This is a genomic window from Chitinivorax sp. PXF-14 (assembly GCF_040812015.1).
In the GTDB taxonomy this organism is placed as follows: Bacteria; Pseudomonadota; Gammaproteobacteria; order Burkholderiales; family SCOH01; genus JBFNXJ01.
The window spans coordinates 26,064-44,285 of sequence record NZ_JBFNXJ010000008.1; the positions used below are offsets into that span (position 1 = coordinate 26,064).

General features: G+C 62.3%; 14 protein-coding genes and 1 pseudogene. 14 read left to right on the forward strand and 1 reads right to left on the reverse strand.

Annotated elements, in window-relative coordinates; translation table 11 throughout:
* Position 1 precedes the first annotated feature (1 nt).
* Positions 2–310, reverse strand: a complete 309-nt coding sequence (locus tag ABWL39_RS11210) for a hypothetical protein (RefSeq protein ID WP_367790612.1) — start codon at positions 308–310, stop codon at positions 2–4.
* On the opposite strand from ABWL39_RS11210, the gene rlmM reads away from it, so the two are divergent.
* The 14 genes and pseudogenes from rlmM to ABWL39_RS11280 all read left to right on the forward strand — a co-directional run bounded on the left by rlmM (position 309) and on the right by ABWL39_RS11280 (position 18,219).
* Positions 309–1,424, forward strand: a complete 1,116-nt coding sequence (rlmM, locus tag ABWL39_RS11215; protein WP_367790615.1) for a 23S rRNA (cytidine(2498)-2'-O)-methyltransferase RlmM — start codon at positions 309–311, stop codon at positions 1,422–1,424. The genes ABWL39_RS11210 and rlmM overlap by 2 nt on opposite strands.
* 91 nt (positions 1,425–1,515) lie before the next feature.
* Entirely contained in the window at positions 1,516–1,947 is a 432-nt protein-coding gene (gene mscL / locus ABWL39_RS11220; protein WP_367790618.1) for a large conductance mechanosensitive channel protein MscL, read from the forward strand.
* Between the two features lie 413 nt (positions 1,948–2,360).
* A pseudogene (locus tag ABWL39_RS11225) lies at positions 2,361–2,720 on the forward strand (winged helix-turn-helix domain-containing protein); the annotation flags it as partial.
* A gap of 687 nt (positions 2,721–3,407) precedes the next feature.
* On the forward strand, positions 3,408–4,721 hold the full coding sequence (locus tag ABWL39_RS11230; RefSeq protein WP_367790621.1) for a DUF2325 domain-containing protein: 1,314 nt from the start codon (positions 3,408–3,410) through the stop codon (positions 4,719–4,721).
* A gap of 242 nt (positions 4,722–4,963) precedes the next feature.
* On the forward strand, positions 4,964–7,168 hold the full coding sequence (locus ABWL39_RS11235) for a molybdopterin oxidoreductase family protein (protein ID WP_367790624.1): 2,205 nt from the start codon (positions 4,964–4,966) through the stop codon (positions 7,166–7,168).
* Positions 7,169–7,393: 225 nt separating this feature from the next.
* Positions 7,394–9,340, forward strand: coding sequence for a DmsC/YnfH family molybdoenzyme membrane anchor subunit (locus ABWL39_RS11240; protein WP_367790627.1), 1,947 nt, complete (start codon positions 7,394–7,396; stop codon positions 9,338–9,340).
* Positions 9,341–9,508: 168 nt separating this feature from the next.
* Complete coding sequence (locus ABWL39_RS11245; RefSeq protein ID WP_367790630.1) at positions 9,509–10,012, forward strand: DUF2478 domain-containing protein; 504 nt, start codon at positions 9,509–9,511, stop codon at positions 10,010–10,012.
* Positions 10,013–10,098: 86 nt separating this feature from the next.
* Complete coding sequence (locus tag ABWL39_RS11250) at positions 10,099–10,893, forward strand: class I SAM-dependent methyltransferase (RefSeq protein WP_367790633.1); 795 nt, start codon at positions 10,099–10,101, stop codon at positions 10,891–10,893.
* A gap of 71 nt (positions 10,894–10,964) precedes the next feature.
* Positions 10,965–12,035, forward strand: a complete 1,071-nt coding sequence (locus ABWL39_RS11255; protein ID WP_367790636.1) for a radical SAM protein — start codon at positions 10,965–10,967, stop codon at positions 12,033–12,035.
* A 16-nt stretch (positions 12,036–12,051) separates the two neighbouring features.
* The gene (locus ABWL39_RS11260) at positions 12,052–14,274 is read left to right on the forward strand and encodes a TonB-dependent receptor (RefSeq protein WP_367790639.1); all 2,223 of its coding nucleotides are present in this window, start codon (positions 12,052–12,054) and stop codon (positions 14,272–14,274) included.
* 28 nt (positions 14,275–14,302) lie between these two features.
* Positions 14,303–15,349, forward strand: a complete 1,047-nt coding sequence (locus ABWL39_RS11265) for a FecCD family ABC transporter permease (protein WP_367790642.1) — start codon at positions 14,303–14,305, stop codon at positions 15,347–15,349.
* A complete protein-coding gene (locus tag ABWL39_RS11270; RefSeq protein ID WP_367790645.1) occupies positions 15,340–16,104 on the forward strand; it encodes an ABC transporter ATP-binding protein in 765 nt (254 codons plus the stop codon). Before ABWL39_RS11265 ends, ABWL39_RS11270 begins: the two co-directional genes overlap by 10 nt.
* A gap of 18 nt (positions 16,105–16,122) precedes the next feature.
* The gene (locus ABWL39_RS11275; RefSeq protein WP_367790648.1) at positions 16,123–17,148 is read left to right on the forward strand and encodes an ABC transporter substrate-binding protein; all 1,026 of its coding nucleotides are present in this window, start codon (positions 16,123–16,125) and stop codon (positions 17,146–17,148) included.
* 33 nt (positions 17,149–17,181) lie between these two features.
* Positions 17,182–18,219 carry a methyltransferase dimerization domain-containing protein gene (locus tag ABWL39_RS11280; RefSeq protein ID WP_367790651.1) on the forward strand — a complete coding sequence of 346 codons (1,038 nt, stop codon included), beginning with the start codon at positions 17,182–17,184 and terminating at the stop codon, positions 18,217–18,219.
* The last annotated feature ends 3 nt before the right edge of the window (positions 18,220–18,222 follow it).

Below are 18,222 nucleotides of genomic sequence, written 5' to 3' on the forward strand. Positions count from 1 at the left end.
TCTATTTTTCTTGATCGTGATTGTCGTGTTCGCCCAGCAACTGCCAGACGGCTCGCTCGATGTGAATCCCGAGCGGGAAATGCTCGAGAAAATCGGCGCGCAGGTCTGGTGCGAACACATCGAGATAGCGATCGAGCATCGCCTGATCGGCAGCCTTCGCCCGGATGCGCAGGCGCCCCGCAGCACTTTCGAGTGTGATGCCGGCAAAGCAGTCGGTATCGAGCATATCGAGTACCGTCAGTTGCGCATGAGCCGACACCGCGTCGAACCATTCGTCTTCTATAGTGAGCGTCAGCTCGTAAATCAGCATGGCCAGCCCTGCAAACCGTATAATCGCGGAATTTAAGCGAAATCCGCTCATGCCTGCAAATCCGCGTTCATTTCTTGTCTACTGCCGTCCCGGTTTCGAGCGCGAAGCCGCGTCCGAACTGGTTGAGCAGGCTTCCATGATCGGGCTCGACGGCGAGGCAAGCGCAGAAGAAGGGCAGGGGTTCGTCTCCTGGCAAGGCCAGGGGGTAAACCCTCGCCGCATGCAGGAGCTTCGTTTCGATCAACTGATCTTCGCACGCCAACTGCTGCAAGCCTACGATTGCTTGACACTGCCGGAACAGGACCGCTTGTCGCCACTCCTGGCCGCCATCGCCGAGATTCCCGACAAATTCTCGGATGTCGTGTTCGAAGGCCCGGATACCAACGACGGCAAGGCGCTGTCGGGCTTCTTCAAACGCTTTCAGCCGAAACTGATCGAGTCGCTGCAGGCGGCAAAACGTCTGGCCGAACCGAGCAAGGCGGCACCCAGGTTGCACCTGTTCTGGCTCGACAAGCAGCACTGCCTGCCGGCCTTGAGCTACCTGCACAACCGCAGCGAATGGCCGATGGGGATCCCTCGCCTCAAGATGCCGCACGAAGCCCCGAGCCGATCCACGCTCAAACTCGTCGAAGCCCTGCACACCCTGATGAGCGACAACGAGTTGCGCGAGCGCATGCGGGCAGGGCAGCGCGCGGTCGATCTGGGCGCCGCGCCGGGCGGCTGGACCTGGCAGCTGGTCAACCGTGGGCTGAAGGTGATCGCCGTCGACAACGGCCCACTCAAAGGCAGCCTGGTCGACGATCCGCTGGTCCAGCACCTGCGCGAGGATGGGCTCAGGTATCGACCACGCAAGGCCGTAGACTGGGTCGTCTGCGACATGGTGGAAAAGCCGTCCCGCATCGCCCAGCTCATCGCCGGCTGGCTTGCTGACGGTGCGGCTCGCCAAGCGATCTTCAATCTGAAACTACCGATGAAAAAGCGCTATGACGAGGTTCATCGGTGCTTTGCCATCATTGATGACATCCTGGATCGCGCTGGCCTGTCCTATATCTTGCGGGCAAAGCAGCTGTATCACGATCGCGAGGAAATCACCTGTTTCCTCGCCAAAAAATAGCCTGTACGCCACGCCTGCGGCGGATATACTGACGCGGAAAGCGCATCAGAGCTCACCAACAATATCAAACCAACCACAAGGGGATACCGCTATGTTTAAGGAATTCAAAGAGTTTGCCATGCGTGGGAACGTCGTCGACCTAGCCGTCGGTGTCGTGATCGGCGCTGCATTCGGCAAGATTGTCGACTCCTTGGTCAAAGACATCATCATGCCGCCCATCGGCCTCATCCTGGGCAAGGTCGACTTTTCCAACATGTTCCTGACGCTCAAGGACGGCAGCAAGCTCGCCGGCCCCTACGAAACACTCAAAACAGCTCAGGAGGCCGGCGCCGTCACACTGAATGTTGGCCTGTTCGCCAATGCGCTGGTCAGTTTCATCATCGTCGCTTTTGCCATCTTCCTGGTAGTGAAGGCCATCAATCGCCTGAGGCGTGAAGAAGAAGCCGCACCCGAAGCGCCGGCGCCAACACCAGAAGACATTGTGCTGCTGCGAGAAATTCGGGACAGTCTCAAGAGCAAATAACGCAGGAATTAGTGTGTGATTGGTGAGGCCGCCACTTGGCGGTCCCGCCGTGAAATGTGGCGGTTGGGAATGATTTCAATAGTTCGCATAATGTATATTATGTCAAATCGCCAATCAAGAATTCGCCGCGCTTCGATTTTATATTTTCCCGCGCCTTCGGCGACAATGCACGCTGGAGGCGTGGCACGGGCTGTACCTGCGGCTTGGTTCTCCAGGTTCCTCGCACACGCAACATCTCTCTTGAAAATGCAGGCGTCCACTTGGGCGATGTTCTGACTCGACAATGCCAGATACTTGTTGCGGAGGGTAAGTAATCGCTAGCTGCAGGCGCAATACCTGGCGATGGGATTGGTGCTTGCAAGATATACTTTAGCCATTGAAGACCAGGCGATTCACAAATGGGCGATACACCGATGGGGTTGGCGGGCGGTAAGTTTGAGCTGAGAGGTGCTGTGTGGATGCTGGTGGGTGGGAAAAACTTCGGCGGCAAGGGTCGTATCGAGTTGCTGGTCAAGATTGGCGAATATGGCTCGATTGCGCAGGCGGCGAAGGCCATGAGAATGAGCTACAAGGCCGCATGGGACGCGGTCGATACCATGAACAACCTGGCGGGGGCTGCATTGGTGGAGCGTTTGGCCGGCGGAAAAGGTGGCGGCGGCACGCGTTTGACGCAACGCGGTGAGCGGCTGGTGGCGCAATTCAAGCTCATCGAGCATGAGCATCGTTGTTTTGTCGAGCGCTTGAGTCAGCGGCTGCAAGAAATGAGCGATGATGGTGAGCCTGTCAGATTTTCTATGTGCAAGAGGTCATGAGATGATTCTGAAAGGAGCCCCTCATGCCCACCATGCCCGCTAAGAAGACCAAGAAACCCAACTCCCCAGGCTCATTCCTGACGAGCTGATCGACCCGCTCCTGGCGCAGGTCGACGGCAAGGATGCCGAATCGATTCTCGGCGAATCGGGCTTGGTCGGCCTCCTCACCTGGAAACAGGCGGCCAATCAGTTCGCCATTCTGTTCGGCGAGCGTTTCACCAACGCCCTAGGCTGAGATTTGCTTAACCGACCTCAGCACACAGAATTTCTGACACCTCCTCCTCCCCTTTTTTTGGTGTGGCGGCAAAAATCAAGTAGCCAGCCCCTCCCCTGCTTCCAATATTCTCTCATCGTCTACAAGACTTGATTTTTATCAAACAATAAGCGATATATATTGGCTTATATTTCGGTCATGTCGGCCACCACCTAGCGGGGTGGCTGTGGCTGCAGTAATTCCGACCATTGGCACCGGTCTTATGGACAAGTGGCATGTAGCAGAATAGCGCTCGGGAAGGGGGTGATGCCAGAAATGGCAGCGCTCATTGCATCGGTGTGATGACCGAGGCCCTGCTTGGGATAATATTGCTTCGTTTATCGTTATATAAAAAAAGATATAACGATATTTAAAACGGAAATTTGAGTACATTCATGAAACAGATCGCTCGCTTACTTGAGGAAACTTACAGGCCGCCCGTACAGCTTTCCCAGTCTTCGGTGCGGGTGATGCCGCGCATCCGTCACAAGATCTGGGAGTTGCCGCCTACCTGCCATTGCCCACTGGTCGGCACCTGCCTGTCAGTTGACGATTTGCGCCAACTGGCAAGGCGCGCAGGCCTGGATACCCAGGACATGTCCGACTATCTGTTGCATTCCGTGGTGGTTGACCTGTGCGGTAGCAGGTCTGAAGTTGCCGAGCTGCTCCAGCGCAGCCTCGACCAACGCTACACCCTCTCCATTCGACGGTTCGCCAAGGCCAAGTGTGGCAACGAGATCCTTGCGCTGTGGCGACAGGCGGTTGACGACGGGAATATTGCCGGAAGCCTGTGGGCCGCCTGGACGCACCCCTGCATTGGCGACGAGGAAGGCGGCGCCATCTACGGCGATGTCCACATGCTGTCGCATCAGCTGGGTGCGCAGGAGCGTTCGGAACGGCGGCGCTTACTCGCCGTAGAGCAAAAGAACACGCATTTGCACGACGAAGTCTCCTGCCTGCGGGAGCGTCTCGTTAGCTCTCAACTCGAGCAGAAACGTTGCGCGGAATTGCTCAATGCCAGCAGGGCTGAAGTTGACAGGCTGGCGACCCAGATCAAGTTCAACGAGACCGCGCTGCTGACGGTGAGCCAGACCGATGCATCGAACAGGTCGCTTGAACGACGCAACGAGGCGCTCAGTATGCGTCTGACGTTGATGGAGCAACGTCATGCCACACAATTGCGCCAGATCGTGGAACTGGAAAGCGAGCTTGCGCGTTCGCGTGAAGCGCAACGGCTTGCCAATGCGGTAGCCAAAGCCGCGCCGATAGCGGAAATCGACACGCCACGCGATACGCCGGCGCACCCAGATGCGGCGCTTGATATCGATCTCTCCGGCCGTCGCATACTCTGCATCGGAGGGCGTCCCGGTGCTGTCGACCACTATCGCAGGCTGGTTGAAACGAGTGGCGGGTACTTTATCCACCACGACGGCGGCCAGGAAGAAAATGCACATCGACTGGATACGTTCGTCAGCAGCGCCGATGCTGTCATTTGCTTTGCCAGCCACGTATCGCATTCCGCTTACTGGCGGATAAAAAGTGCCTGCAAGCAGCGCGGGCTCGACTGCCTGTTCCTGAGATCCGGGGGGATCACCAGCTTTGCCCGTAGCCTGGATGGTCTGGCCGAGGCATTTGCCGGAACCTGCGCTGCGCCAGCCAGGCACATGAATTCACAACGAAATGGGGTGCACGCCTTGCAGAATGCGTGACCTGTGTTGATTGGCGACGCAGGCACTATAGACGTGCAGGGAAAGCCGAAACGGCGGCGCTATTTTCCGGTTTTGGACTGCGAGAAACAATCGGGCAGCCTCGTGAGAGAGCATGCCATTTTTTTGTCAACCGTTATATACAAGTAAATATTGCGCTGCCGTAGAGCAGCAAATACAAAAACCCCGCAACGACGGGGTGAGGAGACATATGAAAGACCTGACGACACACCCCAGGAGATCATATGTTATTTGGCAGGACAAAAAAGAATCCGATCAAGCTCCCTGAGCACGGTGCCGTCGAGTGGAAGTATGCTACCTGCGGCTATTGTTCCACCGGCTGCTCGATCGAAGTCGGCCTGAACGCCGAAGGCAAGGCCGTCGCGTCGCGCGGCGTGGCCGATGCCGACGTGAACCGCGGCAAGCTCTGCGTGAAGGGGCTGGTCGAGCACCGGCTGTTCGACACCGCCGGGCGCGGCATGTACCCGATGAAGCGCAAGCACTGGTCCGACCCGTGGGAGCGTACGACTTGGGACGAGGCATTCACGCTGCTGCACGACGGCATTCGCGGCATCCAGGCCAAGTATGGGCGCGACTCGGTGGCCGTCATCTCCACCGGCCAGATGCTGACCGAGGAGTTCTACACGCTGGGCAAGCTCACGCGCGGCCTGATCGGCACCAACACCTATGACGGCAATACCACGCTGTGCATGGCATCCGCTGTGTCGGGCTACAAGCGCTCGTTCGGCTCGGACGGCCCGCCCGGCTGTTACGACGACTTTTCGCATACCAATTGCCTGATCGCCTGGGGCTCAAACCTGCCCGAGCAGCACCCCATCATCTATTACCGGATGAAGGATGCGCAGGAGAAACGCCACTTTCCGCTGATCGTGGTCGATCCGCGCCTGACTATGCTGGGCCAGAATGCCGATATTTACCTGCCGCTCACGCCGGGTACGGATGTCGTGCTGCAGAACGCGATGATGCACGTCATCTTCAAAGAGGGGCTCGAAGACAAGCGCTACATCGAGGCCAACACCAACGGCCTCGAAGAGCTCAAGGCCGAGGTGGCCAAGTGGGACCCGACCACGGCATCGAAGGTTTGCGGCATCAATGAAGAAACCATCCGCGTCGTTGCCCGGCTGTTTGCCAAGGCCAACCCGGCGATGTGCATCTGGACCATGGGCATCAACCAGTCCACGCACGGCTCGGATGGTGTCGTCGGCATCAACAACCTGTGCCTGATCACCGGCAACGTGGGCCGCCCGGGCGGCGCGCCGCTGTCGATCACCGGCCAGTGCAATGCCATGGGCACACGCGAATGGTCGTCGGCATCCGGGCTGCCTAACTACCGGCTGCTTGAGTACGAGAAGGATAGGCTGGAGATCGCCAATTTCTGGAATATCGACCCCGAGTTCCTGCCCAAGAAGGTCGGCCCGAAGCAGACCGACATCTACCAGGTGATGGAGGCCGGCGCGATCAAGGGTATGTGGCTGGTGGCCACCAACCCGATGACCTCGCTCCCCAATACCTCGCGCGTGCGCAAGGCGATGGAACAGCTTGAATTCTGCTGCGTGCAGGACTGCTACACCGATACCGAGAGCGCCCAGTACGCCACCCTGTATCTGCCTGCCGGCACGTGGGCGGAGAAAAACGGCGTGATGACCAATACCGAACGGCGCATCAACCTCGTCAACCCAGTCGTGCCGTGCCCGGGCGAAGCCAAGCCCGATCTGTGGATATTCAACCGTGCCGCCGAGCGCTTCAATACCGAAGGCCGGGTGAAGTTTCCGGAAAAGGCGGCGGATATCTTTCTGGAGATGCGCGAGATCTCGCGCGGGCGCTTGTCCGATATCTCCGGCATGGATCATGCGCTGCTCGAAAAGAGCCGCGGCATCCAGTGGCCCTACACCGCCGAGCAGGTGGCCCGTGGCGAGCCGCCACCCAAGGGTGGCAAGCGGCTCTACACCGTGGACGGCACCTTCCGCTATCCCGATGGCAAGGCCAAGCTGATCGCCCTGCCCTTCGTGGTCAATTACGAGGTGCCCGACGACGAGTATCCGTTCTGGCTCAATACCGGCCGCCTGATCGAGCACTGGCACGGCCGCACCAAGACCGGAAAGATCGGCAACAACAACAAGTTCAGCCCGATCCCATTCATCGAGATGAACCCCGATGCCGCCGGCGAGCTCGGTGTGCGCGAGGGCGAATACGTGCGACTGGTGTCGCGCCGCTCCGATGCTGTGGTGATGGCCAAGCTGACCAGCCGGGTGCGCAAGAACATGGTGTTCCTGCCCTTCCATTTCCACGACTGTGCCAACCGGCTCACCATCGCCAACCTCGATCCTCACTCGCGGCAGCCGGCCTACAAGCAGTCCGCCGTCCGCATCGAGACCATCGCCAACCAGTACGAAGCGGCGATCTTGAGCAAGGAAATGCGGACGTTTTGAGCCTGATTCCAGGCCCGCATCAATCGTGACAAGCAGGCACGGCCGCCGGCAACCAGCTGGGCGGCCTGGCGCTGCCGCGAAATTAGGTCGTAGGTCAGACTTCAGTCCGACCTGCAAAAACCGCATATTTTCGCGGCAGTAAGGCGACCGGCGAGTTCACGGTTGATCCGGAATTGGGATAACCCGCGCAACAGCGCGCCTACGATCAAGAGCACATTCAATATCATGTTTCAACGCCGAGAAAACGAACCCGACTATGCCTGTCTCAAGGACAGGCCGAGCAAATCACACAACACCTGGGGCAAGTCGATCGAGACGGTACCCGATGACGACCCTCGCCGGGGCAAAAGCCTCAACATCAATGGCGATAACTGGGTCAGCGATAACCCCAACCGCTACAAGCAGCACGGTTTTTACTTCAACGCCGACAACTGCATCGCCTGCCATGCCTGCGAGGCGGCCTGCTCCGAAAAGAACGACAATCCGGCGCACCATGCCTTCCGCTCGGTCGGCTTCGTCGAGGGCGGCAGCTTTCCGAACATGACGCGGCTCAACATCTCGCTGGCCTGCAACCATTGCGACGATCCGGCCTGCCTCAAGGGCTGCCCGACACGGGCCTACACCAAATTCGCCGAATACGGTGCCGTGTTGCAGGACCCCAACATCTGCTTCGGTTGCGGCTACTGCACTTGGGTCTGCCCCTACAACGCGCCGCAGCTCGACCCGCTCAGGGGCGTGGTGAGCAAGTGCAATATGTGCGTGGATCGGCTTGAGGTGGGGCTCAAACCTGCCTGCGTATCAGCCTGCGTCGGCAAGGCGCTCGACTTCGGCGTGGTCGAAAACGTCCCGGATGGCCGCATCCAGTCCAAGATAGCGATCCCCGGCTTTCCCGACCCCAACATCACGCACCCCAATGTGCGTTTCCAGCAGGTGCGCAATCTGCCGCGCGACATGCACCGCGTCGACAGCATGCCGATCCGCTATCACCGCAACGAAGAAACCAACCATTACCAGCCGATGCTCGACCCCAAGCACGGCTTCGAGCGCGACTGGAACCTGATCAAGCTGCTGACCTCGCACGAAATCTCGCACGTGGCCTTCACCTTGACGGCACAACTTGCCGCCGGCGCCTTCGTGCTGCTAGCGGCGCTGGGCCCGCTGCTGGCGCCACTGCGGGCGCTGCACGGCAGCATGGCGTGGCTGCCGCTGCTGTCCGTCATGTTTGCGCTGCTGATGTACGGCATGCTCAAACTCAACCTGCACCTGGGCAAGCCTCACCGCTTCTACCGTGGCTACTACGGCCTGCGCTATTCGCCGGTATCCAAGGAGATATTCGGCGTGACCGTGTTCACCGTGGGGCTCAGCGGCTACCTGGTATGGGCGCTGGTCAAGACGGCCGGCGCCACCATCGCGGGCTGGCTGGGGCGCGTCATCCCGATCGAGTGGTTCAATCACCCAGCGGTGAACATCCTGCAGTGGTGCTGCGTCGCCGTGGGGCTGGCGGGCATCGGCTACGGCGGCTTTTACATGATCCGGCTCTACCGCATCAAGGCCCGCCCCTACTGGAACCACTGGCACACCGACGCCAGCTTCGTCGGCTCGGCGCTGTCGCTGGGCGCGCTGCTGCCGCTGGCAATCGCCTGGCCGTTTGGGCTGATGAGCGACGCACTGTTGCAGATCATGGCCGCCGTATCGGCCCTGGGCTTGGCGCTGGAAGGCAGCGCCCTGCTGGCGCACGCGCGCGATCTGCGCGATGCCAAGAGCGAAGGCGCCGCGTCGTTCTACATTCAGACCACCAAGTACGGCTATTCCTACCTGTTGCGCAATGGCTTGCTCGGCGCGGCGCTGTGTATGGCCGTGGGGCTGGCGCTCATGCCCGAGATGCGATGGTTCCTGCTGCCGCCGCTGTTCGCGCTGGCGCTGTCGCAGTCGGTGATCGGGCGGGCGCTGTTTTTCGCAGCGGTGATCCCTACCACCATGCCGGGCGCCTTCTTCTGGCGCAACCCAGGCTTTGTCGAGCACGCACGCGAAGTCGGCCTGGCCGACATGCCGCAGGTCGGGGTGGCCTATGAGCACCATCATCCGTTCAAGATCGGCGAATTGCTGGATACGATCAGGACCACGACCTGGCGGGAAATGCTCGCGCAGACGAAGCGCGTATTTACCGGGTGAGCGGGCGCCAACGGCGCAAGGTGGATTTACGCAACGCCGTGAGCGATGCCCGTACTTGCTGTATGGGTAATTGATCGGGATCAACGTATATCCAGAACTGTCTGGTGCGACGCTATATTAGATAGTATATTCCGCGTCACGACTTGGTCATGACGAGCGAGGATCGAGATGATTGAGCGTCCGGAAATGAAGATCGCCGCGATTGTCCACCGCGCAGCGCGGCGAAATGCAGATCAGCTGCTTGCGGAATCTGCCATGGCGCTGCGCCGGCACGGTTATCGCGTACGCGGGTTGTTGCAGACGGATATAGCGCCAAGCGGTGGCATGGGCAAGCGCATGCTGCTCACCGACGTCAGCAATGGCAGGGCCTTCCCGATTTCGCAAGACCTCGGCGTCGGCTCGGCCGCGTGCTGCGTCGATCCGGGCGGAATTGCCGATGCCAGCGTCGTGCTGCGCGACGCCTTGCATGACAAGGCCGACGTGATCGTCGTCAACCGCTTTGGCTCGCTCGAAGCGTCAGGGCAAGGCTTGAGCACGGAAATGCTGGCACTGATGAGCGCGGGCATACCGCTCGTTACCGTGGTCGAAGAGCGCTTTGTCGACGCGTGGCGGTTATTCACTGGCTCGGCGTCGATCGAGCTCGCACCCCGGGCCGGATTGCTGCGTGCCTAGCTTGCCAGCGTCGGGCTGCACACGACATGGATGGACACGGCTTCAGACGTAGCCGATCCGCAACAGATGCAGGGGAATGAACGGATATGACCATTGCCGCAATCGATTTTGGCCGCCTCTATCGCGATCACTTTGCCGCGGCCTCGCATGCGCCCAAGCCGGCGAGCGCCTGGAATTCGCGCGCCAGCGGCATCGGCCTCAAAGACCTGCAGAGCCCCTATGCCGACGCGTTCATCGCGCGCATGGATCTGTCGGGGGCAAGTACTCTGCTGGATGTCGGCTGTGGCGCAGGCACGATCTGCCTGCCGCTCGCCAGCAGGCTGCAGCGGGTCTATGCGCTCGATTACAGCGACGCCATGCTGGGCGTATTGCGGGATCACGCTGCGAGCCTCGCGCTGGGCAACGTCGAGACCCTGCACAAAGCCTGGGCCGACGATTGGGACGACGTGCCGCCCTGTGACATCGTGGTCGCCTCGCGCTCTACCGTGGTCGAGGACATGGAATCTGCGCTGCGCAAATTGAACGGCAAGGCCTTGCGCCGCGTCTATCTGACCAACCTGGTCGGCGGCAGCTTCATCGACCCGGCCATACCGGCAATGCTCGGTCGCAAGCAGCCGCCCCTGCCGGACTACATCTACATCGTGAACATCCTTTACCGCATGGGGGTCCACCCCCGGCTCGATTACATCGAAAGCGACAAGCTGCCGGCCAGCGCCGGCGATTTCGCGAGCGTGGCCAGGCAGGTGTCGTGGTCACTTGGCGAGTTGTCGGCCGATGAGCTCGACAGGCTGCGCGACTGGCACGCCGGCAGCGCGTCCAGGGTGCCACCCGCCCCGGCGATGCGCTGGGCCTTCATTTCCTGGGACACGACGCCAGGCTAGGCACTTCTCCATCTATCCGAGCATTTTTTTGAATGCCGCTATATACGAAACAACACACCGAGGAGTGATTCATGCAACCAGTCGTCGACACCCTCGCCGCAACACCGGTGCAGCGAGATCAAATCCACCTGCCAGCGCATTTCGATAAACAGGATGTGCTGGAACTCTATCGCCGATCGGCTGATCCGGCGTTCGCCAGTGAGCTCTTCCGGACGGCAAGCCAGTTGCGCGATAGCCATCTCGGCCAGCTCCCCTGGTGGTCTGCCGGCATCTCTGCCATCACGCCGTGTAAAGTCGAGCCGCTGTGCACCTACTGCACGTTCTTCACCCATCGGGCGGCGGCAACGAGCGACATCGTCGCGGCGGCCAAAGCCATCGTCGACATGGGCATCCGCCACCTTCACCTGTCCGGCGGTACGCGGGTGGTGGCCGGCGACGACCCCGCATCGGGATTCGACGAACGGCTGATCGAGATCGTCGCGGCCATACAGGCCGAGCTGGAAGTGGAGATCGAGGTCAACGTCGGGCCATCCCTGACGCGCGACGGCGTGCGCACCCTGAAAGCGCTGGGCGTGGCCGCCATCACCAGCTCGCTGGAGATGCTGAATCCGGCCGTATTTGCGCGCTTCAAGCCCGGCGACAGCCTGAGCGGCCGCATCCGCCTGATGGAAATCTGCGAGGAAGAAGGCATGCCCATCCGCTCGATGATGCTGGTCGGGCTGGAAGATACCGACGAAGACCGGATCGACCACCTGTTGTTCCTGCGCCGTTTCTCGATGCTGCGCCACCTGCGCCTGTCGCGCTACATGCCGTTTCCCGGTGCTTCCGCCGGGGGCGTGCGCTGCTCGCCGTGGCCGATCGCCAGGCTGACGGCGATTGCCCGGCTGATGTTCCCGTCCATCGATCTGGGCCTCGCCGCCGGCAACAGCCCGGATGACATCGCGCTGTGGTGGCTTGCCGGCGGCGGCAACCAGGTGCTCGGCGCCAGCGCCTCGATGAAGGACCCCCGCAGCAAGCAGGGTAGCGAAGCACGCTCCATCTCGGTGGGAGAGCGCATCGTTGTCCACGACAACATGCGCCAGATCACTCGTTACTTGGGCGAGCTTGGCTTGACGCCGACATTCACACCCGTAAACAACTGACAAACAAGGGAATCTGATGCGCAGTTCACATCAACCAACAGCTCTCGCGGTAGCCATCGCCGCCATCTATGCCATGACGCCGGGGCTCGGCTGGGCTGCCGACGCCGTGTTGCCGGAAGTCACCGTCAATGGCGCGCCGTCCGACGGCAAAGTGTTCACCTCCGACCCGCAGCCGACACCCAAGAGCAGCATCGGCAAGGCCGGCCTGACTCTGTTTGGCGGCCCGGCCCAGACCAGCCTCTATGCGCCGATGAATCAGCTGCCCTCGACCATCGTCGAAAGCCCCGATCCGTATGGTCTGAGCTTGACGCGGAACATCAACATCCGTGGCAAGGGCGATTTTCACGTCACCCGCAACGTCGAAGGCCTGCCACTGTCCGGGATCGTCGGCGGCGCCGATCTGTTTGACCTGGAAAACGTCGAGCAGCTCGAGGTCTATCGTGGCGGCATCGCGGCAAACCAGGGCTTGGGCGTGTCCAACGCAACCGGTGTGGTCAATCAGCAATTGCTCGCCCCGCGCAACCGTTTCGGCGTCTTGGGCAAGCAGGCCGTCGGCTCGTACGACTTCCGCCGCACCTTTGTACGCCTGGACTCGGGCACGCTCGCCAGCAGCGGCACCCGCGCCTTCCTGTCAGCCTCCAACAGCGCCAGCGACAAATGGAAAGGCGGCGGTGACACGATGCGCAACAACGCCATGCTGGGCATCAGCCAGCAGCTGGGCGAGCGCGTCCAGGTGGACCTCGACATGGTCTACAACAAGTTCAAGGGGAACACCTATCGTTCCTTGAGCTATGCCCAGCTGCAGTCGCTGAGCGACAACTACAAGTATGACTACAACACCTCGCTGACGGGCAACGCCGCCGCCGACGTCAACTATTACGATTTCAACCGTGCCCAGTATGAAAACTACGCGGCACTGGCCAATATCGACGTCAAATTGTCGGACTCGCAACATCTCCTGCTGAAGCCCTACTACTGGAAAGACAACGGGATCTCGTATTCCGCCAGCGGATCGACCGTGCAGATCTGGCATCAGCAGAACGACAACGTCGGCAGCGTGCTCGAATACCAGGGGCGCTATGGCGTGGGCACGGAGCTCATCGCGGGCTACTGGTTCCAGGCGATGCAGCCGCCCCCGCCGCCGACAGACCAGATGAAATACACGGTCAATGCCAATGGTGGCCTGACCTACGCAGGCTGGGCAACGCTGGCCAAGATCGATCGCTTCAAATTCAGCAGCCCTTACGTCCAGGCGACCCAGAACATCGGCCAGACGATCGTCAGCGGTGGGCTGCGCTATATGGATCTCGGCGCGCCGCAGATGCGTTACTACAAGACCGCCGGGCTGCCCGACGTCTCGTATGACCAGATCTGGGGGTACAACCCGACGCTGGATGCCAATGCCGCCGTCGCGGCAAAACATCATCGGGCGCTGCTGCCCAATATTGGGGTGCGCCAGGAAATCAGCTCGGCATGGAGCGCCAGCGCGTCCTATAGCCGCAAGTTCGGTCGCCCGGACTGGGGGCCGCAAGCCAGCAACTACATCAGCAATGAAGCTGCGTTTGTTGCCAAGGGTGTGACGCTGCAATCGCTGGTTGATGGGGTCAAGCCCGAGCTGTCGGATCAGTTCGACATCAGCGTGCCCTACAGGAATGGCGGGCTGACCGTCGTGCCGACGCTGTTCCTGGCGAAAAACCAGAATCGCCAGGTGATGGTGGTGGACCCGGCGCTGGGCGGCCTATCCTATTACCGCTCGACCGCGAAGACCACCGGCTACGGCGTCGAGCTGGAAGGCGGGCTCGATCTCGGCAGCACCTGGTCGATTTTCGGATCGGGAACACTGGCTTCCGAAACCTACGATCAGGACACGCCGACACTGGCTGGCGGCGCGACGATGGGAACCAAGGGCAAGCAGATTCCGAACGCCCCGAAGCTCATGCTCAAGGGCGGCTTCACCTATCGCTGGCAGGACCTCAGCGTGTCGCCGCTCATGCGCTACGTGGGGTATCGCTATGGCGACTCGACGCAGACCCAGAAGGTGGGCAGCTATTCCGTGTTCGACCTGAACGCCGGTTACGGCTTCAGCAAGGCGGTCCGGCTCGACCTGACGGTAGCGAACCTGTTCGACAGGAAATACATCTCGGAGATCTCGACCAACGACTTCAACCTGAATGGCGCAACGGCGTACTATGCCGGCGCACCGAGAACGGTTGCCGCAACAATCAGCGCGCAGTACTGAGGCGGCCGTCATGCTTCGAGAACGCGCGATGGCGACACTTGTCCCGCCGGATGCAGGCTTGCTGAGGCAGCGGCTCCGCCTCCGCCGCATGCTGCCCTTGCTGGTGGCGGTGCTTGCCATCGCCGTGGTGTCGATGGGGCTCGGCCACTATCCGCTCGCGCCAGGCGCCGTGCTCGAGGTTCTCTGGTCGGCCTTGACGGGCACCCCGTCGACGCAGCCGCCGGCAGCAGGCAACGTGCTGCTGGCGGTGCGCCTGCCGCGGGTGCTGGCTGCGCTGCTGGTCGGCGCGAGCCTGGCGGCGGCGGGTGCGGCCTACCAGACCCTGTTTCGCAATCCGCTGGCCTCGCCTGCCCTCCTCGGCGTGTCTGCCGGGGCGGGCTTCGGTGCGTCGCTGGCGATGCTGCTGCATGGCAGCGCCCTGCTCGTGCAAGGCTCTGCCTTTGCTGGCGGCATCGCCGCCGTGGCCGCTGCACTGCTCATCGCGAGCCGGCTGGGGCGCGGCTCGGCCCTGGTGCTGATCCTGTCCGGCCTGATCATTTCTGCGCTGTTCCAGGCGCTGACCTCCTCGCTGAAATACGTCGCCGATCCGCTCGATACCTTGCCGGCGATCGTGTTCTGGCTGCTCGGTGGCCTGGGGCGGGTGTCCATGGCCGATCTGGCGTGGGCCGCACCGTTCTCGCTGGCCGGGATAGCCATCATGCTGCTGCTGCGTTGGCCGACGCAGGTGCTCGAAGCCGGCGACGAAGAGGCCCGCACGCTGGGGATCAGGGTCCAGCCGGTGCGGCTGCTGATGATCGCCGCGGCAACGCTGACCACGGCGGCGGCAGTCAGCATCTCCGGCGTCGTTGGCTGGGTGGGGCTGCTGGTTCCGCATCTGGCGCGGCTCGTGGTTGGCCCTGCCTACACCGTATTGTTGCCGGCATCGATCCTGACCGGCGCCGGCTACCTGCTGCTGGTGGATGATCTCTGCCGTACCGCATTCCGCTTGGAGCTACCGCTCGGCATCGCCACCGCGGTGCTTGGCGCCCCCGTGTTCGTGGCCGTGCTCCTTCGGGCGAGGCGCCAATGGTCCTGAAAGTAAACGGGCTGACATTCCGCCATGGGCCAGGCCAGGCCGTGCTGCTCGACGGCATCGACCTGGCCGTTGAAGCGGGCCAGGTGCTGTGTTTGCTCGGGCCCAACGGCTCAGGCAAGACCACCTTGCTGCGCTGCATTATCGGCGGGCTCGCGGCGGAGCGCGGCGACATCCGCATCGACGGCGAATCGGACATGGCGCCGCGCCTGCTCGCGCGCAGGCTGGCCTATGTGCCGCAAGCCAGCGGCGACAGCGGCCTGTCTCTGCTCGATACGGTGCTCATGGGGCGCACCCCGCACCTGCCGGCGCTGGCATTGCCGGGGCGGCACGATATGTCGCTGGCGCTGCACGCCCTGGAGCGTGTCGGCATTGCCCATCTGGCCGCGCGGCCATTCAACCGTGTCAGCGGCGGCGAGCGCCAGCTGGCCCTGATCGCCCGCGCCCTGGCACAGGCCCCGCGCCTGCTGGTGATGGATGAGCCGACCGCCAGCCTCGATCTCGGCAATCAGGTGCGCGTGCTGCGCACCATCCGGCATCTGGCCTCGGAGGGCATGGCGGTGCTGGTGAGCTCGCATCAGCCCGAGCACGCCTTGCTGCTCGATGCGCATGTCGCCGCGCTCCGCGCTGGGCGGATCGTGGCGGCTGGCACGGCGCGCGAGGTGCTGCAGCCGGATACGCTGACCCGCCTCTACGGCACCCCGATAGACATCGTCGCCCGGCACGGCGTGACGGTGGCTTGTGTTCCACGGCTCTGACACGACAGGGATCTCATCTTGCTGAAGCAACTCGTTGTACTGATCATCGTCCTGCTCTGTGCCCAGGCACAGGCGGCGCCGATGCGAACCTTGCAGGACATGGCGGGCGACCGCGTCGAGGTCCCCGTGACGGTGCGGCGGGTGGCCACCATCGGCGCGGTGCCGGTGCTCAACAGCCTGGTGTTCGCCGTGGGCATGAACAACACGCTGATCAACGGGCTGCCGGACTTCGCCAGAAAACCGCGCTGGTCGTATCAGGCTGTATTTGCGCCGCAAACCGCCAGCCTGCCCTCGATGCAGAACAGCGACCGCACGGCGAACGTGGAGGCGCTGCTGCAGGCGGCGCCGGACGCCGTCCTGACCATGGACCGCGCCGGTGCGGAAAGCCTGCGCCGGATGGGCATTCCGGCCATCTACATCGCCTGGCGCCAGCCGCAGGACGTGAAAGCCGCCGTGCAGTTGCTGGGCTCGCTGTTTGACCAGCCGCAGGCGGCACAACGCTACGCGAGCTACTTCGACGCGACCCTGGCACGCGTCAGCCGGACCTTGCAGCGAGCCAATCCAGCGCGGCCGCGCGTGCTCTATTTCAGCCCGGCAACGCTCACCCAGCCGCATCTCGTCGCCGAATGGTGGATACGCGCCGCCGGCGGAAGCAGCGTGACCGACGACGGCCGCACCATCGAGTCGCGCAGCTTCACGCTGGAACAGATGCTGGCCTGGGATCCGGACATCCTCATCGTCTCCGGCCATGAAGATGCCGAGGCGATACGCCGCGAACCGCGCTTCGCCGGCATGCGGGCCGTGCGCGCCGGCCGGATCCTGGTCGCGCCCTGTGCGGCCCATACCTGGGGCAACCGTACCGCCGAACAGCCGCTGACTGTCCTGTGGGCGGCAAAGCATTTCCATCCAGCGCTGTTTGCCGACCTGAATCTGGAAACGGAAACCCGACGCTTCTATCGCGAGATATTCGGCGTCACCCTGTCCGCCGCCCAGATCAACGAAATACTGGCGGGAGGACCGCGCGGTGCTCCCGCCCTTCAGTAGTGTTTCTTCTTAATGTCGAGAGAGAGGTTGTGTATGGGTTGCTCGAAAGAAAACATCGCACTCGTCGACGCCAGCATGCCGACGTCGGTTGCCTGGCTGCATGACATCGTTGACGGGTTCAAGGCGTTCCAGGTATTGCGGGCCGGGTTTCAGGCCGGCTTGTTCGACTGGCTGGAACAGCACGGCCCGGCAAGCAAGGCGGATATCGCCAGTGCCCTGGGCCTGCGCGGCGCGCACCTCGGCGCCTTGCTGCAGACGATGGAGGAGCTGGGCCTGCTGGATTCGAGCGAAGGCGGCTACTCGCTGGCCGCCGGTATGAGTGCCGTATTGTGCCAAAGCAGCCCATGGTGCCAGGCCGGCGTGCTTGAAGCGCTGCTTAGGCCTGCCAGCGGCTGGCACGATATGGGGCGGTTCCTGTCCGAAACATGGCAGGCCGCACCGGCGCCGGCCGCGCCCTCGCTCCTGCTGCACCCCTTGTTCGCGGAAGCCCAGCGGCTGGTTGTGCGCTATGGCCAGCGCCAGCTGGAACGCAGCAGCGACGCGCCGATGCGCACCTTGCTGTGCTTCGACGGCAGCGACGGCCTGTTCGCGGTCATGCTTTGCCAGCGCTTTCCTGATCTCGACGTCACCATCGTCGTGCAGCCGGAAGCCATCGCCAGCACCGAGGCCGCTGTGGCGACTTGCGGCTTGGCCGATCGTTGCCGGGTTCAGGCCGGCACGCCGCTCGAATCGCCTGTCGACGGGCAATATGACCAGATCGTGCTGTTCCATAGCCTCTACGCGGTGCGCAAATCGGTAGCCGCCGCATTGGCCGCCGTCGCGGGCCGGCTCGCGCCCGGCGGCGAGCTGTGCAGCGCCCACTGGTTCTGCCAGGAGGCCTGCAAGGCGGCACCGGGTGGTTTGCGCGATCTGGACAAGGCCGTGATCACCGATAGCCATCCACTCTGCGGCGTCGAACGTTTCTGCCCGCGCCTGGAAGAAGCGGGCCTGGCGCAGGCCGAACAAGCCGACCTGGCCGGCGCATTCGGCACTACCAAGCTGCATTTCGCGCGCCGCCCGGCCAGCGCGTGACAG